This is a genomic window from Catenulispora subtropica (assembly GCF_039531675.1).
GTDB classification, from domain to species: Bacteria; Actinomycetota; Actinomycetes; order Streptomycetales; family Catenulisporaceae; genus Catenulispora; species Catenulispora subtropica.
The window spans coordinates 42026-59101 of sequence record NZ_BAAAQM010000052.1; the positions used below are offsets into that span (position 1 = coordinate 42026).

Consider the following 17076-nt stretch of genomic DNA (forward strand, 5'->3'; position numbering starts at 1 on the left):
TGAGAAAGCGCAGGTGAGGGCGGCATGGACACCGACTACGCCGGGAGCGGCGACGACCACGCGACCGAGCGGCTGTCGTACCGCAGAGGACCGGACTCACCGGCGCTGCCGGAGGAGACGATCGGCGGGAACCTGGCGCGGATCGCGGCGGCGTACCCCGAGCTGGACGCTCTGGTGGAGTTCGCGACCGGCCGGCGGTGGACGTACCGGGAGTTCGACGCGGCGGTCTCCGATCTCGCGCGGGCCCTGGTGGCGGCGGGCGTCGCAAAGGGCGACCGGGTCGGCGTCTGGTCGCCGAACTGTGCCGAGTGGGTGCTGGTGCAGTACGCGACGGCCCGGGTCGGCGGCATCCTGGTCAACCTCAACCCGGCCTACCGCGACCACGAGATCCGGTTCGCGCTCAAGCAGTCGGGGACGAGCCTGCTGTTCACGGCCACCCAGGTGAAGTCCAGCGACTACGTGGCGATGGTCGACGCGGTGCGGCCCGACTGCCCCGAGCTGCGGGAGGTCGTCTCCTTCGGCACCCCCGGCTGGACGGCGTTCGTCGAGCGCGGCGCCGACGTGGCGGCGGAGACACTGGCCGAGCGGGAGGCGGCGCTGAGCCCTGAGGATCCCATCGACATCCAGTACACGTCCGGCACGACCGGCTTCCCCAAGGGCGCGACGCTTTCACATCGCAACGTTCTGGGCAACGGCTTCCAGGTCGCCGAGATCCAGGGCTGGGCCCCCGGAGACCGCGTCTGCCTGCCGGTCCCGCTCTACCACTGCTTCGGCATGGTGATGGGCAACCTGGGCGCCACCAGCCACGGCGCGTGCATGGTGCTGCCCGGGCCGCTGTTCGATCCCGCCGACACGCTCGCCGCGGTGTCGCAGGAGCGGTGCACGGTGCTGTACGGCGTGCCGACCATGTTCATCGCGGAACTGGCGCTGTTGGAGAAGGCCGGCGACAAGTACGACCTCGGCTCCCTGCGCACCGGCGTGATGGCCGGCTCGCCGTGCCCGGTGGAGGTGATGAAGCGGGTCATCGCCGAGATGGGCATGGCTGAGGTCACCATCTGCTACGGCATGACCGAGACCTCGCCGGTCTCCACCCAGACCCGCCGCGACGACAGCCTGGAGCGCCGGGTCGCCACCGTCGGCCGCGTGCACCCGCACGTCGAGATCAAGGTGGTGGATCCCGACAGCGGTGAGACCGTGCCCGCCGACACCCCCGGCGAACTGTGCACCCGCGGCTACAGCGTCATGCTCGGGTACTGGAACGAGCCCGAGCGCACCGCCGAGGCGGTCGACGCCGACGGCTGGATGCACACCGGCGACCTGGCCCAGATGGACGCCGACGGGTACGTGAGCATCGTCGGCCGCATCAAGGACATGGTGATCCGCGGCGGGGAGAACGTGTACCCGCGAGAGGTGGAGGAGTTCCTCTACGCACACCCGGACATCGAGGACGTCCAGGTGATCGGCGTCCCCGACGAGCGGTACGGGGAGGAGCTGATGGCGTGGATCCGGATGCGCCCCGGCGCCGAACCGCTGACCGCCGAGGCCGTGCGCGACTTCTGCCACGGACGGCTCGCGCACTACAAGATCCCGAAGTACGTGCACCTGGTGGACGGCTTCCCTATGACGGTCACGGGGAAGGTGCGGAAGGTCGAGATGCGAGATCAGGCGGCGAGGATCCTGGGGCTGGAGTGACCGTCCTGTTGGTCAGGCCGCCGTGTTCCGCCACCGGGACCAGAACGCGGACAGGTCCTTGCCGGACACGGCGGCCGCCAGCGTGCGGACGTCCCCGGGGCGGATGACCCCGTACTCGTAGGTGCTCACCAGATCGCGGAGAAGCTTGTCCATGCCATCGCGGCCGATGGTGTGTTCCAGGTCGTAGAGCATGCACGTGCCCTCGTGGTAGACGGCGTCGTGGTAGAAGGGGTCACCGGCCTTCTCGTACACGTCCATGGAGACGTCCATACGTTCGTCGGAGGCGATCCAGTCACAGTTGTGGACGGGAGTGGCATTGCCCTGGAACTCCTCCGTGCTGTACTCGGCGAAAGCCTCATCGAGCCAGGGGTGGCGGTACTGGTCGTCGCCGACCAGACCGAACCACCACTGGTGGGCGACCTCGTGGGCCACCGCGCCCTGGTAGGCGGAGGCGAGCACATAGTTCGGGTACTCCATACCGTCGAACGCGGCGCCGAACTCGTCGAACACGATCGTGAAGCGCGGGTACGGGTAGGCGCCGTAGCGCGTGCTGTAGTAGTCCAGGGCTCTGGCCGCGTAACGCATCAGGTCGCGGCAGTTGGAGTCGCTCTCGGAGTTCGGCCAGTAGGCGTCGACGGTGACGCCCGAGGCGGTGACCGTGCTGTCGTGATGGAAAGCGCCGGCCGACCAGGAGAAGTCCCGGACCCTGGCGGCGGTGAGATGGGTGACCAGCCGGTCCCCTGCCGCTGTCTCCCCCGCGACGACGCCGGTGGATGGTACTTGGAGCGCGGCCGGGTGATCGAGCGTCACGTCATAGTCGGCGGCGAGTGAGTAGTAGCTCTCACCGAAAGCGACGTAGGGCGGTAGCTCCCAGCCGTTCTCGTCCTTAACCGCGAGGACTGCTAGAGCGTTGCCGAGGTAGGTGTCGACCCCGTTGATGCCGAACCGGTCACGCTGGACCGGGACGTCTATCGAGAGCGTGAAGCTCACTTCGCCGCGAGCACCCGGGGCCAGCGCGGTGTCCAGGACTATGCGGTAGGCAGTGCAGTTCTCCCGAGTCTCGGCGACTTGTCCGCCGACCAGAGCGCTGATGCGCTCGGCTGGCGTGCCGCCGCATCCTGCGGTTCCGTTGCCCCACAGGCGTATCCAGAACTCAGTGATGGGGACCTTGCCGGGATTCGTGAAGGCCATCTTCTCGGTTCCCGTCCAGGAGTGCCCCATCGCGTCACTCTTCAGCGAGACCGTGTAGAGAGCTGAGCCCGGCGCTGTCGGCTCGCCTATAGCGACGGTCTCCCCATGCGAAGGCGCGGCCGTAATAGGAGCTACCGGCGCCGTCTTGGCGGCCGCTACCGCCGGCCCGGATGCTAACGGAGTAGCCCTCGAAGAAGCGCCCTGCGGCACCGCCAACCACGCTGCCGCCAAGACCGCCATCCCCGCCGCACCACACGGAACCCACCAGCTCGCACGCCTGTACCCCGACACACGCCCACCCACCCCTCCGCCTGTAGCACCCCTGCTACTCACCCTGACGGTGTGAGGAGCGCGAAGAGTTACAGCGAGGCGGGGCCGGAGGCGATCTTGTGACAGAACCAAGACAGTTCCCGGTGGTGATCGGCCCTAGGAACGGCGCAAGAGCGCCAAGTACATAGCGTCGGTGCCGTGCAGGTGCGGCCACAGCTGCACGTCGGGGCCGCCACCGAGATCCGGAAGGCCTGGCAACAGGGGCCGCGCGTCCACACGGGTCACGTCCCGTCGGGACTTCACCACCTGGCGGACCACATCCCGGGTCTCCTCGAGGTGCGGCGAGCAGGTCACGTAGGCGACCAGGCCGCCAGGGCGCACCGAATCGATCGCCGAGGAAAGGAGGCGGCGCTGAACACGGGTCAGACGCTCCAGGTCCTCCGGTCCGCGACGCCAGCGGGCCTCCGGTCGCCGGCGCAGGGCGCCGAGGCCGGTGCACGGGGCGTCGAGCATGACGCGGTCGAACGACTCGTGCTTCCACGGCGCGCGGATGCCGTCGGCGGCGATGACCTGGAGGGTGCCGGGCTTCGGCAGCTGGGTGGTGGCCGGGATGGCAGCCGAGGTTGCGGCCGAGGTGGCGGCCGCGTCGGAGCCGGCGCCGGTGGCAGCGGCGGTGACGGTGGCGGTGGCGATGGCGGTGGCGGTGGCGGTGGCGTCGGCCAGCCGATCCCCGTACCCCCGCAGGGCCCTGCGCACCAGCTCGGTCCGGTGCGGCGCGATCTCGTTCGCCAGCAACGACGCCCCGCGCTCCAGCGCCAGCCCGGCCAGCAGCGCGGCCTTCCCGCCGGGGCCGGCGCACATGTCGAGCCACCGCTCGTCGGGGCCGTCCAGCGGTGCGGCGGCCAGCGCGGCGGCGACCAGCTGGCTGCCCTCGTCCTGCACGCCCACGCGTCCTTCGCGCACCGGCGCCAGGGCGCCCGGGTCACCCCCGGCCAGGTAGGCGGCGTAGGGCGAGTAGCGGGCGGCCAGCGCGCCGAGGTCGGTCAGCTCCTTGGCCTCGGCCAGGCCGGGGCGGGCGACCAGGGTGACGCCGGGGCGGGCGTTGTCGGCGTCGAGCAGCGCGCCGATGTCCTCGTGGGCGCGCTGCGCGCCGCGGTGGGCCTGCAGCGAGTCCCAGAGCGCCGACACGATCCACCGCGGGTGCGAGCGGGACACCGCGAGGTAGCCCTCGGGATCGTCCTGCGGGTCGGGGGCGATCCGGTCGATCCACTGTGGGAGATCCCGCTGGCCGACCCGGCGCAGGATGGCGTTGGCGAAGCGGGAGGCGCCCTCGTTGGCGACCTCGCGGACCAGCTCGACGGTGGTGGACACGGCGGCGTGCGGGGGGACGTCCATGGCCAGCAGCTGGTGGGCGCCCAGGCGCAGGGCGTCCAGGACCTCGGGATCGACGGCGTCCAGCGAGCGGTCCACGCAGGCGGCGATGACCGCGTCGTAGGTGCCGAGGCCGCGGAGGGTGCCGTAGACGAGCTCGGTGGTGAAGGCGGCGTCGCGGCCGGTCAGGTCGCGCTCGCGGAGCAGCTTCGGCAGCAGGAGGTTCGCGTAGGCGTCCCTGGTGCGCACCGCCTCCAGGGCTTCGAGCGCGGCGGCGCGCGCCGGATCGGCGGGGGAGGTGGGCGTGGTGCGCGGTGCCATCGATGACTCTCTGTTCCGTTGTGGGGGCCGGCGGGGTGGGGGCGGGCTCAGACGAAGGTCTCGTCCCCGGCCAGGCGCAGGCCGCGCGCCCAGTCGGCGGCCGGCATCCGCCGCTTGCCCTGCGGCTGCACGTCGCCGAGCCGCACGGTGTGGCCGCTGCCGGTGCCCACTGTCAATCCTCGCGAGTCCCGGACGATCCGGCCCGGTGGGACGTCGGTGGTGCCGGGCAGCGCGGTGACCGGGAAGATCTTCACTCGGAGATCGTCTTCGCCGTCCCGGCCGGGCAGGACGGTCCAGGCGCCGGGCGCGGGGGTGCACGCGCGGACCAGCCGGTCCACGCGCAGCGCCGGGGCCGTCCAGTCGATGCGGGCGTCGGCGGCCAGCAGCTTCGGGGCCAGGGAGACGCCGTCGGCGGGCTGCGGGACCGGCCGGGCGGTGCCGTCCTCGATGGCGTCCAGGGTGGCGGCCAGCAGCCGGGCGCCGGACTCGGCCAGGCGGGCGAGCAGGTCGCCGCTGGTGTCGGTGCGGCGGATCTCGTCGGTGACGGTGCCGTAGACCGGGCCGGTGTCCAGGCCCTCCTCCAGCAGGAAGGTGGAGGCGCCGGTGATCTCGTCGCCGTGCAGGAGTGCCTGCTGCACCGGGGCGGCACCGCGCCAGGCCGGGAGCAGGGAGAAGTGCAGGTTCACCCAGCCGTGCCGGGGGATGTCCAGCGCGGACTTCGGGATCAGGCCGCCGTAGGCCACGATCGGGCAGCAGTCGGGCGCGATGGCGGCGAGCCGGGCCAGGAACTCCGGATCACGAGGCTTCTCCGGCTTGAGCACCTCCACACCCGCCTCCTCGGCCAGCTTGGCGACCGGGGAGGCCTCCAGGTGGCGGCCGCGGCCGGAGCGGGCGTCGGGGCGGGTCAGGACGGCGACCACGTCGTGGCGGGAGTCCAGCAGCGCCTTCAGGGCGGGCAGCGCGGGCTCGGGAGTGCCGGCGAACAGGATGCGCATGGTCAGATCGCCCGTCCGAACGTGGCGTGCGGGGAGACCTTCACAACCGGTTCGGGCTGCCCCTGGCCGGCCCAGTCGGCCAGCCGGATGGCGCGCATCGCCTTCTTGCGCCACTCCCGGTCCAGGCGGTCGATGAACAGCACGCCGTCCAGGTGGTCGGTCTCGTGCTGGATGCAGCGGGCCAGCAGCTCGCTGCCCTCCACCACGACCGGCTCGCCGTGCATGTTCCAGCCCTTGGCGACCACGCGCATGGCGCGCTTGCAGGGGAAGGCCAGGTCCGGGATGGACAGGCAGCCCTCCTCGCCGTCCTGCTCCTCGTCGGACAGGTCGAGGCCGGGGTTGATCAGGTGGCCCAGCTCCCCGTCGACGTGCCAGGTGAAGACTCGCAGGCCCACGCCGATCTGCGGAGCGGCCAGCCCGGTGCCGGGCGCGTCCAGCATCGTGTCGGTGAGGTCCTTGACAAGGGTGCGCAGCTCCTTGTCGAAGTCGACGACCGCGGTCGCCGGGGTGGTCAGGACCGGGTCGCCGAAGATGCGGATCGCCTGGACGGTCAAGGGTCGCGCTCCGTTCGTGGGTTAACGGGGATTCGGCTATTAGTGTACGGAGGGTCCGGGTGCTGGCGGAGCGTGGCGGATCGACGTCAGGGCGCTCCCCGACGGGAACGACCCCGCAGCCGGCCCCGCGGTCGGCCCCTCAGCCGATGCGCACCGGATCGATGCGGACGCGGACCCAGTCCTCGGCCTTGTTCGCGCTGCGGACACCCTGGGCCTCGCGGACGGCGGCGGCGAGATCCCCGCCGAGACGGCGTGGCACGCGGACCAGCGCGCGGTGAAGCTGCAGGTGGGAAGGCACTTCGACAGGTTCCTTCGGCTTCTCCGGCCGATCTCCTCTTCCCAGCCGGTCCGGACGCTTCGCGGCGGCCCGGTGCGCGGCGCGGTCGTCGGAACGGGGCACCTCGACGGCGACCGGTCCCAGCACTTCGGCCGCCTCCGGCAGCCGCAGCAGCCGCAGCTCCTCGGCCACCGCGGAGGGCGTGCCGGTGAGTTCGGCGACCCGGGCCAGCGGCGGATAGTGAAGTTCGCCACGGTCGGTGAGCTCACGCCGGGCGTGCCACACCGGATCCCAGCGCACCAGGGCCTGCACCGGCGCCAGTCCGGGCTCGGCCATCACGACCACCTTGCCGCCGTCGCCGCCGGAGCGGACCAGCGCGGCGGCGTTGAGCCAGCGGCGCAGCGCCTCCTCCCCGGCGCGCAGGTCGCGCCGCGCGAGCAGGGACCAGCCGTCCAGGAGCAGCGCGGCCGCGTAGCCGCCGTCGGCCACCGGCTCGGCGCCGGGGGTGGCGACGACGAGCGCCGGCCGGTCGGGGACCCGGTCCAGGACGGTCTCCCCCGCCGAGGAGACGACTTTGACGTTGGTGAAGGCGCGGCCGAGCTCCTCGGCGGTGCGCTGGACGCCGACGGCGAGCATGCGGAAGCGGTCGCCGCCGCAGGGCCGGTCGTTCAGGAGACCGTCACAGCGCCAGCCGCCGGCCGGGCGGCCGCACCACAGGCACGACGCCATCGCGTGGCCCGACGACAGTTCGAGCGGGCCGTGGCAGTGCCCGCAGCGCGCGTGTTTGCGGCAGCGGACGCAGGCCAGCGAGGGGGCGTAACCGCCGCGCGGAACCTGGACCAGGACCGGGCCGTCGTTGAGGGCGGCGCGGGCGGTGCGCCAAGCGAGGTTGGGCAGGCGGGCCGCGGCGGCGGCCGGGTCGCGTTCCTTCTCGATCTCCTCGCCGGAGGTGCGGATGAGCGGCGACTTCGCGCGGACCGTGGACCGGAACGCGGTGAGGGGGTACGCCCAGCGGCTCTCGACCAGCTGCGCGCCCTCGGCGGTGCAGGTGTAGCCGCCGATGAGCGCGGCCGCGCCGGTGGCGTGGGCACGCAGGAGCAGGACTTCGCGGACGTGCGGGTAGGGGGCGCGGGGCTCGGCGTGGAGATCGTCGCCGTCGTCCCAGATCGCGACGAAGCCGAGGTCGGCGACCGGGGCGAACATGGCGGAGCGCGTCCCGATCACCATGCGGACGTCGCCCCGGAGGACCGCGAGCCAGTTCTGGTAGCGCTTGGCGGGGCCGAGCTCCTCGGAGAGGACGACGTGGTGGCCGGGGCCGGCGACCTCGGTGAGGGCGGCGTCGAGGCGGGCCAGGTCGCGGTGGTCGGGGACGATGGCGAGGGCGCCGCGGGCGGGGACCTGGAGTGGGCTTGCTTCCTCCGGTGAAGGCGCAGCGGCGACGGACTCGTCAGCTCGGGGCGCGGTACCGGCGAGACCTTCGTCGTAGCGGTCGGCGTCGAGGTCGCGGAGGTTCTCGGTGTCGATGTCGTAGTCGGTGGGCAGGTCGGGATCCGGGAGCGCGGGATCGGTGGGATCGGGCCCGAGGTCTGGAACGGCCGGGTCGTCGGCCTCCAGGGGCGCTTCGGGATCGTCGGAATCCGCGGAATCCGCGGAATCCGCGGCGATCGCCGGCTCGGACACGGCTTCGGGCTCGGGGAACACGACGGCGTCCGTCGCCACAGCGTGCATGGCGGTGGCGACGGCGGTGGCCCAGTCGGTGGCGGGCAGGCAGGTCCAGACGGCGCGCGGGAGTCTGGTCGCTGTCTTGCGTTGCAGCGCCTTGATGAACTCGCGGCCGCCGCCGTAGGCGCCCCACGGCGCGCCGTCGACCGGCTTCTCAGGGTTCGCGTCGGAGGCTTTCGCAGGGGTCTTCTCCGCGGCGGCGTGGCGCGGCGGGACCGCCAGGCGCAGGACGTCGGCGAGGGTGCCGGCGTAGCGGTCGGCGACCGTGCGGGCCAGGTCGAGGATCTCCGGGGTCAGGACCGGGAGCGGGGAGACGATCTTCTGGAGGTACTCGAAGCGGCCTGCGAAGTCCGATGCGGCCTTGCGGCCGATGACGAACCCGTCGACCAGCTGCCCGGCGAAGCGGACGCGGATCCGTACGCCGGGCTGCGCCTCGGCGTCCATGTCGGCGGGGACCAGGTAGTCGAAGACACGGTCGAGGTGGCTGAGCTCCAGGGAGAGGACGACCTCCGCGTAGGGCAGCTCGGCGGCGGGTTCGCGGGACTGCTTCGGCTTGGCTTCGCGGACGGATCTGCGGGCGGTGCGGCGGGCGGCTTCGGCGGGGGCGTCCAGCAAGGGAACCTCAGTCGGCTTGTCGTCCGGACTTCCCTCCGTGTTCGTCTGCTCCTGCGCCTCCACAGTGTCAATTTCTACCTGATAGCGGTGACACCGGTTGGGTGGGCGGCAAGGTTCGTCGCGGTTAGGCTGCCGCGCATGTCTGAAGATCGCACCGCCGTTCCGGGTTTCGCCGTGCATGTCGCCGATGCCGTGTTGGAGGCGGTCGAGCTCGAACCGTCGCAGATCGTGGCCGGGGAGCCGCGGGTGTCGGAGCTGGTCCTGTCCGAGTCGGAGGACGGCCGGGTGGTGCGGGGCATCTGGCAGATGACGCCGGGCGTCGTCACGGACACCGAGGCCGACGAGGTGTTCGTCGTGCTCTCCGGCCGCGCCACGGTCGAGTTCGAGGACGGGACCGTGCTGGAGGTGGGGCCCGGCGACGTCGCGGTGCTGACCGAGGGCGCACGGACACGGTGGACCGTGCACGAGACGCTGCGGAAGGTGTATCAGGCGACTGTCGACCCGGTCGGCTGACCGTTTGAGCCGACCTGTCGACCTTTCACCCGTTCGGGCACTGTTGCCCGGACGGCGCGCCACCATAGCCTGGAATCGGACGTTTTGTCCGGTACGCGAGGGTTCGGGGAGCGAGAGCGCACGGAGTGAGGGGGTCCGCCATGGTCGACGCCTTGCTGCTGTTCGGGCACGTGGTCGGAGTCGTGGTCCTGGTCGCCGGGATCGGCCTGGAGGTCTACGCGGTCTCCGCGGCGAGCCGGGCGACGACCGTCGCCGAACTGCGGCTGGCCGTGCGCCCGGCCCGCGTGCTGCCGGCGATGATGCCGCTGGCCACGCTGCTGATGACCGGCTGCGGGCTGGCCCTGGTCGCCCACGACGGGGAGTTCCGCTTCGGCGACGCGTGGGTCGTCGCCTCGATCGGCATCGTCGTCGCCATCTCGGTGGTCGGCGGCGGGTTCAGCGGACGTCCCGCGACCCGGCTGCTCGACGCCGCCGACGCCGCCCCGGAGGGCCCGCTGCCGCCGCACCTGGCGGGACTGGTCCGGGACCCGATCCTGCTGGCCAGCGCCCGGATCACCGCCATCGCGGCGGTATGGGCGGTCTGGCTGATGTCGGTCCGCCCGCACGCCGGCGGGACCCTGATCTCGCTCGCCGTGGCGACCCTGCTGAGCATGATCGCGATCGCCGGGTCGGTGGGCCGGCCCGTACCGGCCGTGGGAAGCGATGTGGAGATCGGCCGGGAGGGCGCCGGGTAGCGACGGTTCCGCCGTCCGGGCTCCGGGCCTGGATGGTGCGGCGGCGAGCCCCGCCGCTACGCTGCGGTCCGTGGCGGACGTGACGATCTCTCCAGTCGAAGCCGGCGATGCCGGCGAGATCCTGACCCTGCAACGGGCCGCATACGTCACGGAGGCGCAGCTGTACGGCGACCCCTTCCTGCCGGCCCTCACCCAGACCTATCAGGAGTTGCGGGCTGAGCTGGCCGAAGGATTCGCTCTCAAGGCCACCTGCGACACCCGCATCATCGGCGTCGGGCGCGCCCGCCAGGACGGGCCGGTGTGGCATATCGGCCGCCTGACCATCGCCCCCGACGCCCAAGGGCAGGGGATCGGGACCCGGCTGCTCACCGAGCTGGAACGCTCCGCGCCGGCCGGCGTCGAGTCCTTCGCCCTGTTCACCGGCCATCTCAGCGTCGCGAACATCCGCCTTTACGAGCGGCTCGGCTACCGCGAGGAGCGGCGGGAGACCCTGCGGCCCGGGGTCGACCTCGTCCACCTGGCCAAGCACGCCGGGCGCTGAGCCCGGCTCACTCGGCCCGAGCGGGCTCCGGACGCGTCTCCGGCTCCGGAACCGCCTGCGCCGCCACCGCCGCCTTGGCAGCCTTCGCCGCCTGCTTCGCCTTCTTCGCGGCGGCCCGCTCCTGCGCCTCCTCCAGCAGCCGCTGTGTGTCGCGGACCACGATGCGCTCGTAGTAGAAGGCCAGGAAGGGCACCACGCCGACCAGCATGATCAGGATCGTGCGGACCGGCTTGTAGCGGGCACGCAGGCACAGGTCGAGCGCCACGATGAGGTACACCATGTAGCCGTAGCCGTGGACGATGCTGACCGGCTTCTCCAGCGTCTTGTTGTGGGCCCAGAGCTGGAGGGGGATGACCACGAAGGTGAGGAGCAGGAGCATGGTGCCGGTGAACAGGGCCATCACGCGGTAGCGGGTGATGGCGCCGGAGGTCAGCGTTGTCATCGTGGGGACCTGTCCTGTTTCTGGTGGTCGGTTCCCCGTGAGCCTACCCGGCGGGCTTCGGCGCGCCCGAAGGCGGTCGCCACTCCGGCGGCCAGGGCCGCGGCGGCCGCCACGGCGGCCAGTATCGGACGGTAGGACGCGTCCGACGCGGGCAGGGCGACCAGGGCAGTCGAGCCGGCGATCAGCGCCGCCAGCCCGATCACCAGGACCGGAGGCACCAGGCGGCGCAGGGTCGCGGCCGGGATGCTGACCAGGTCCATCAGCAGGAGGAACCCGGCCAGGAGCACGGCGTCCACGCCCGCGGCCCAGACCGGGGGCTGATGGGTGGCGACCAGGACCGCGAACAGACCGACCAGCAGGGTGTTGCGATGGACGACGGCCAGGCGGTGCAGCCGCATCGAGGCCACCACCGGGCGGCCCAGGTAGGGCTGCGCGAGGAGCATGAACGTCCCGACGGCCGCCAGCAGGACGAAGACGTCGGTGAAGTCCGGCGGCCAGGTCCAGAACGGCAGGCCGACGCCCATCACCGCCATCGCCACCCCGTAGCCGGCCCAGAACGGGCGGTTCAGGGCCGAGCCCTGCTCGGCGGACCCGGCGGTTTCCTGGCTCATCGCGCCCTCCCGGCGACCGGCATCTGCAACAGGGGCGCCAGCGCGAGGTCCAGCGGTGCGACGCCGTCCCAGTTCACGACCGGCACGCCGAGCTCGCCCAGGACGAAGCGCACCGCCTGGCGGTCCAGGCGCCACAGCCGCAACGCCAGCATGTCCAGGTGGTCCGGTTTGCCGGCGGTGGTGGGGTGGGGTTCGTGGGCCAGCACGTCGATCACCACCAGCGGGTGACCGCGGTCGGCCAGGTCGCGGATCGCCTCCACCACACCGGGATCCAGCAGGGGGCTGAAGACGTAGATCAGGGCGCCGCGCGGCAGCACCCTGGTGGGGAGCCTGTTCAGGCCGCCGGTCTCGTAGGTGAAGTCCTTGCGCAGGTCCATCACGGTCTGCGCGATCCGGTAGAGGTGCGCGTTGCCCGAGCCCGGCGTCAACCACTGCACCCGGCCGGACAAGGTGACCACGCCGATCCGGTCGTGCGCCTTCAGGTAGGCCTGCGCGAGACCGGCCGCGCCGCGGACCGCGATGTCGAGGGTGGAGCGCGGGCGCAGGTCCTCGGTCGCCGGAGGCTGCGGCAGGTCGGACAGGGCGTCGATGACCACCACCGCCTCGGCGGCCCGCTCGGCCTCGAAGGTGTTCACCTGGAGCTCGCGGCGCCGGGTGGTGGCGGGCCAGTTGATGCGGCGCTGGCGGTCGCCGAAGACATAGGGGCGGACCGCGATGAACTCCACGCCCTCGCCGGGGGTGCGGGCCGAGTGCTCGCCGAAGCGGTCCGGGAAGCGCTGCGGGACCAGGACGGTGTCGTCGGGGGCCGGGACCGGGAAGGCCTCGACCTCGCCGAGGTCGGCCTGCAGCGCGGCGACGCGCAGACCCGCGGTGTCGTAGACGTCGACGGCGACGGCACCCAGGGACCAGCGGCCCCAGCGCGGGACCAGCAGGCGCACCGTGATCACCGCGCCGGTCAGTTCCAGGGACTCCAGGCGCACGCCCGACGGCGTGGCCGTCGGATCGAACTCGTGGAAGTCCCGCAGGCGCGGCGGCAGGTACTCCTGGCGGGTCCACCCCGCGGCGGCGTCCGCGGCCAGGCGGATGGTGGCGGTCACCGTCTCGCCCTCGAAGCAGCGGCGGTCCGGGACGTCGGCCTCGGCCCGGATCCGCGCCGGGTGGGAGCCGCCGTGCGCGGTCAGCAGCAACAGCGGCACGGCCGCCAGCGGTACGCACCACCAGGCCCCGAACACGATCGCCGGGACCAGGGCGCAGACCGCGGCGGTCAGCAGGCGCATGGCGCGCTGGGAGGGGCGCCAGCTGATCGGCGGGACCGGGGGCGCCACGGGGCCCCGGTCCCGAGCTCCGGCCCGGGCCGGAGCCGGAACCTGACCGGGCATCTGCGCCCGAGCCGAAGCCGAAGCCGAAGCCGGAGCCTGGGCCGCGGCTCTGGACGCCGGCCCGGCGCCCCCGATCCGCTCGCCCGGGGACGGCGAGCTCATCGGTGGGCCGGGGCCTGGCTCGTGGTCTGCGGGCCGGACGGCACCGCGTCCTGCTGCCGCGGCAGCGTGCGCGGCGTGGGCGTCGCGGAGACCAGCGAGGCGACCACCTCGTCGGCCGACACCCGCCGCACCCACAGCTCCGGCCGCAGGCTGATCCGGTGCGCCAGAGCCGGCACCGCCACCGCCTTCACGTCTTCGGGCACCACGTAGTCGCGTCCGGACAGTACCGCGCGCGCCCGCGCCAGCTGCACCAGCGCCAGGCCGCCGCGCGGGCTGGCGCCGACCTGGATCTGCGAGTTCGCACGGGTGGCGTTCACCAGCGCCACGACGTACTCGACGACGTCGGCCGTCACCTCCACCGCCTCCAGCGAGGCGCGCATGGCCAGCAGCTCGGCGGCGCCCACGATCCGCGCCAGCTCCACCCGCTCGGCCTTGCGGTCCAGGCGGCGCAGCAGCATGGCGGCCTCGTCCGACGGCGGCAGGTAGCCCATGCGGACGCGCAACAGGAACCGGTCGAGCTGGGCCTCGGGAAGCGAGTAAGTGCCCTCGTACTCGATCGGGTTGTCGGTGGCGAGGACCACGAAGGCCGGGTCCAGCGGGTGCGACTTGCCGTCGACCGAGACCTGCCCCTCGGCCATCGCCTCCAGCAGCGCCGCCTGGGTCTTCGGCGGCGTGCGGTTGATCTCGTCGGCCAGCAGCAGCTGGGTGAACACCGGGCCGGGCCGGAACACCATGTCGCCGTCGCGCTGGTCGTAGAACGGCGCGCCGGTGACGTCCGAGGGCAGCAGGTCCGGGGTGAACTGGATGCGGGTGAAGTCCAGGCCCAGGGCGGTGGCGAAGGAACGCGCCATCAGGGTCTTGCCGAGGCCGGGCAGGTCCTCGATCAGGACGTGGCCGCCGGCCAGCACACCGAGCAGGACCAGCTCCAGGGCGGCCCGCTTGCCGACGACGGCCTTCTCCACCTCGTCCAGCACGGCGAGCGCCTTGCGGCAGGTCTGCTCGGGGGTCAGCTCGTCGGTCATCCCGTCACTCCCGTTCTCTACGGTCTGTTCTTGCTGCACGCTCACATCCGCTCCAGCCGGTCGATCAGCTCGATCACCGCGCGCAGCGGAACGGCGTCCTTCGGGACGCCGCGCCGTTCCTTCAGCAGCGCCGGATCCACCAGCGACCACAGGTCCGGACCGATCAGGGCGGCCGCGGTCCGCGGGTCCCGGTAGAGGTTCACGCCGTGCCGCTCGGCCAGCCGCGCCGCGGCCAGCCGGGTCAGCTCCCGGCGCAATCCGCGTTCGTAGCCGCCGGGTTCGCGGGTGGTGCGGAGCATGGAGGCGTACCAGGCCACGCCGATGTAGTGCCGCTCCAGCACGCGCTCGCGAACGTCCCCGTTCATGCCGACGGTGCGTCCGGCGACCGTGTAGAAGGCGCCGAGCGCGATCGCGGCGACGCAGCCGCCGAGCACCGGGCCGAACCACTGCGCGCCGAGCACCAGCCAGGCCGTGCCGCCGACGACGGCGACCATGGCGGCCAGCGCCAGGCCGATCGCGGTCCAGCGGCCGCGTTCGCGGGCCCGCTGCTCGGCGCGCAGGCGTTCGGCACGCTGCGGGTCCGCGGCGGGGGTCAGGGTACTCATCGCGGACCTCCGGGAGAAGCGGCACCGGTACCGGCGGTGGCCGCGGCCGCGTCGCGATCCGCCAGAGCCGCCCGAGCCGCCTGGGCCGCCTGGGCCGCGGCGGCCCGCGCCCGGAGGTGCTCGGAGATCGCGTCCAGAGCCTCGCGGGCGCCGTCCCGCTCCGGCTCGCCGATCGAGTGCCCCGAGAACCGGGCTTCCCGGAACAGGTCGGTCAGGCGGCGCGCCGGACCGGCCGGGATGAGCTGTGCCCCGGTGACGCGCCGGAGGAAGTCCTCGGGCGTGTCGGCGGCGTGGCGGCCGTTGCCGTCGGCGCCCAGCGCGTCCTCCATCGCGGCGTAGCAGGCGATCACCGCTTCGCGGGCGTCACCCCGGTAGGCCAGCGCCTGGCTGCCGGCGGCGACGGCGTCGGCGAGCTGCTCCAGGTCGGCGTCCACCAGATCGTCGAACTCGAGCACCGGCAGCGCGGCGCGCGGGAACCAGCGTTGGCGCACCAGCCGGTAGACGGCGTAGGCGATCAGCCCCACGGCGGCGGCCAGGACCAGGATCAGCAACGACCGGGCCACCCATTCGGACAGGCTCAGGCCGCGCAGCGGCGAGGCGTGCTTGACGTGCCGCGTCTGGGACTGGCTGGCGCTGGACATGGTGGAGCCGGTGGGGTCCTGCTGGAACGGGTCCTGCGGCGGCGGCTGTGGAGGCTGCCGGCCGAAGAACAGCAGCCCGATCGGGGTCGCCACGGCGGCGGCCACCAGCAACAGCGCTGTCGCGGTACCCGCCCGGCGAAGCGGGCCGAAGCCGTCGTCGCGGTGCTTGGCGAACGCGGCGGCCACCACGACCAGCCCGAGGACGGACACCAGCGCGCCGGCCGGCCGCAGGTTCCGCCAGAGCCCGTCGGCCACCCCGTTGTCCAGACCGCCGGTGCGGCGCGCGGCCAGGCTGAGCGCCGCCACCGCGAGCACGACGACCGCGGCGGGCACCCACCGCCTCGGGTTCCCGGTCATGCGGCCCCGGTACCTTGCTCGGCGGCGCGCTCGGCGCGGATCCGGGCCGCCGACCGCGCCAGCGCGTGCTCCAGGCCGCGGTCCACCTGGCCGCCGACCGCGCGCACCGCCGCGATCTCGGCCAGCGCGGCGTCCCGCACCTCGCCGGGGATCTCCTTCAGGTTCCCCGGCAGCGCCTTGACCGCGCCCCACAGGGAGACGTCCTCCATACTCAGGGCCAGCGCGCCGTGTTTGCGCATCAGATCCACCAGGTGGTGCCTCCGCAGATGGGCCAAGGTGTTGGCGGCCTTCAGCGCCGCAGCCCAGATCAGCAGGTTCAGGACCGGCACCGCGATCAGCCACGTGCCGAAGTGGATGTTGTCCGACGTCAGCCAGGCGGGCCGGTGGTGCATACGGTCGGCCGAGTGTTCGACCCGCTGCTCGATCCACGCCGGGAAGGCCATCACCGCCAGCGTGCCGAGACTGGTGAGGGCGAACGGGATGCCGATGTAGGCACCCCAGCGCGGCCACGTCGTGGTGGCCTGCAGCCGGTGCCGCAGCCGCATGAACGGGCACGGGAACAGCACCGAGGCCAGGTTCCCGGCGGCGATCGGCGCCAGCGGCAGCTCGGCGATGATCGGCCAGTTGTGTTTCACCCAGTGGTGGTCCTTGGTCAGCAGGATCACCAGGCCCGCGACTCCGAAGGCGTATCCGGCCTCGAAGACGTACAGCACCTGGTTGCGGACCCGCAGCATGCGCGCCGGGTCGCCGCCGGCGGACAGCACCCGGAGCGCCCACTCGGGCTCGGCGGCCAGCTGGTTGGTGAGCGAGGCGTCGGCGACCGCGGTCAGCACGACGGTGACTATCAACGTCAGCGGATCACGGACCTGCGTCCCGAACGGATCCCAGTACAGGAAGGCACCGGTCGCCAAGCCCAGCCCCATGGAGGCGAGCATCCCGTACATCCAGTCCGGCCACACCCGCAGCACGCGCCAGAACTCCCGGGGCAGCGTCACCTTGGGGGCCGGGCCCGCCGCGGGCCCGCTCGCGGCCGTGGTGACGGCCTCGGTCATGGTGTGGCTCCCCCCTCGTCGCGCGGGCCCCGCCAGGCTACCGGCGGCTCCTGCCAAGGGAGGATAACC

16 protein-coding genes are annotated in these 17076 nt (G+C 72.8%); 4 read left to right on the forward strand and 12 right to left on the reverse strand.

Annotated features, from left to right (window positions below):
* The first annotated feature begins 24 nt into the window (after positions 1-24).
* Positions 25-1692, forward strand: coding sequence for an AMP-binding protein (locus ABD466_RS34030; RefSeq protein ID WP_344661348.1), 1668 nt, complete (start codon positions 25-27; stop codon positions 1690-1692).
* A gap of 12 nt (positions 1693-1704) precedes the next feature.
* On the opposite strand, the gene ABD466_RS34035 is transcribed toward ABD466_RS34030, so the two are convergent.
* The 5 genes from ABD466_RS34035 to ABD466_RS34055 all read right to left on the reverse strand — a co-directional run bounded on the left by ABD466_RS34035 (position 1705) and on the right by ABD466_RS34055 (position 9008).
* A complete protein-coding gene (locus ABD466_RS34035; protein ID WP_344661349.1) occupies positions 1705-2913 on the reverse strand; it encodes a M1 family metallopeptidase in 1209 nt (402 codons plus the stop codon).
* 396 nt (positions 2914-3309) lie between these two features.
* Positions 3310-4845, reverse strand: a complete 1536-nt coding sequence (locus ABD466_RS34040; RefSeq protein WP_344661350.1) for an RsmB/NOP family class I SAM-dependent RNA methyltransferase — start codon at positions 4843-4845, stop codon at positions 3310-3312.
* Positions 4846-4892: 47 nt separating this feature from the next.
* Entirely contained in the window at positions 4893-5840 is a 948-nt protein-coding gene (gene fmt / locus ABD466_RS34045) for a methionyl-tRNA formyltransferase (RefSeq protein ID WP_344661351.1), read from the reverse strand.
* A gap of 2 nt (positions 5841-5842) precedes the next feature.
* Positions 5843-6394 (reverse strand): peptide deformylase, encoded by a 552-nt coding sequence (def, locus tag ABD466_RS34050; RefSeq protein WP_344661352.1) that lies wholly within the window; start codon positions 6392-6394, stop codon positions 5843-5845.
* 139 nt (positions 6395-6533) lie between these two features.
* Positions 6534-9008 (reverse strand): primosomal protein N' family DNA-binding protein, encoded by a 2475-nt coding sequence (locus ABD466_RS34055; RefSeq protein WP_344661353.1) that lies wholly within the window; start codon positions 9006-9008, stop codon positions 6534-6536.
* A gap of 138 nt (positions 9009-9146) precedes the next feature.
* Between ABD466_RS34055 and ABD466_RS34060 the strand changes: the two genes are divergently transcribed.
* The 3 genes from ABD466_RS34060 (at position 9147) to ABD466_RS34070 (ending at position 10796) form a co-directional block, all read left to right on the forward strand.
* Positions 9147-9521 (forward strand): cupin domain-containing protein, encoded by a 375-nt coding sequence (locus tag ABD466_RS34060; RefSeq protein ID WP_344661354.1) that lies wholly within the window; start codon positions 9147-9149, stop codon positions 9519-9521.
* 140 nt (positions 9522-9661) lie between these two features.
* On the forward strand, positions 9662-10255 hold the full coding sequence (locus tag ABD466_RS34065; protein WP_344661355.1) for a hypothetical protein: 594 nt from the start codon (positions 9662-9664) through the stop codon (positions 10253-10255).
* A gap of 70 nt (positions 10256-10325) precedes the next feature.
* Entirely contained in the window at positions 10326-10796 is a 471-nt protein-coding gene (locus ABD466_RS34070) for a GNAT family N-acetyltransferase (protein WP_344661356.1), read from the forward strand.
* Positions 10797-10803: 7 nt separating this feature from the next.
* Here the strand turns inward: ABD466_RS34070 and ABD466_RS34075 are convergent, their stop codons facing one another.
* The 7 genes from ABD466_RS34075 to ABD466_RS34105 form a co-directional block, all read right to left on the reverse strand.
* Positions 10804-11238 (reverse strand): DUF3817 domain-containing protein, encoded by a 435-nt coding sequence (locus ABD466_RS34075; RefSeq protein WP_344661357.1) that lies wholly within the window; start codon positions 11236-11238, stop codon positions 10804-10806.
* A complete protein-coding gene (locus ABD466_RS34080) occupies positions 11235-11849 on the reverse strand; it encodes a hypothetical protein (RefSeq protein ID WP_344661358.1) in 615 nt (204 codons plus the stop codon). Before ABD466_RS34080 ends, ABD466_RS34075 begins: the two co-directional genes overlap by 4 nt.
* The gene (locus ABD466_RS34085; RefSeq protein ID WP_344661359.1) at positions 11846-13174 is read right to left on the reverse strand and encodes a DUF58 domain-containing protein; all 1329 of its coding nucleotides are present in this window, start codon (positions 13172-13174) and stop codon (positions 11846-11848) included. Before ABD466_RS34085 ends, ABD466_RS34080 begins: the two co-directional genes overlap by 4 nt.
* 152 nt (positions 13175-13326) lie before the next feature.
* Positions 13327-14352 carry an AAA family ATPase gene (locus ABD466_RS34090; RefSeq protein ID WP_344661360.1) on the reverse strand — a complete coding sequence of 342 codons (1026 nt, stop codon included), beginning with the start codon at positions 14350-14352 and terminating at the stop codon, positions 13327-13329.
* 41 nt (positions 14353-14393) lie between these two features.
* Positions 14394-14957, reverse strand: a complete 564-nt coding sequence (locus ABD466_RS34095) for a hypothetical protein (protein WP_344661361.1) — start codon at positions 14955-14957, stop codon at positions 14394-14396.
* Complete coding sequence (locus ABD466_RS34100) at positions 14954-15955, reverse strand: DUF4129 domain-containing protein (protein WP_344661362.1); 1002 nt, start codon at positions 15953-15955, stop codon at positions 14954-14956. The genes ABD466_RS34095 and ABD466_RS34100 overlap by 4 nt, the downstream gene beginning before the upstream one ends.
* A complete protein-coding gene (locus ABD466_RS34105; RefSeq protein WP_344661363.1) occupies positions 15952-17007 on the reverse strand; it encodes a hypothetical protein in 1056 nt (351 codons plus the stop codon). The genes ABD466_RS34100 and ABD466_RS34105 overlap by 4 nt, the downstream gene beginning before the upstream one ends.
* Between the last annotated feature and the right edge of the window lie 69 nt (positions 17008-17076).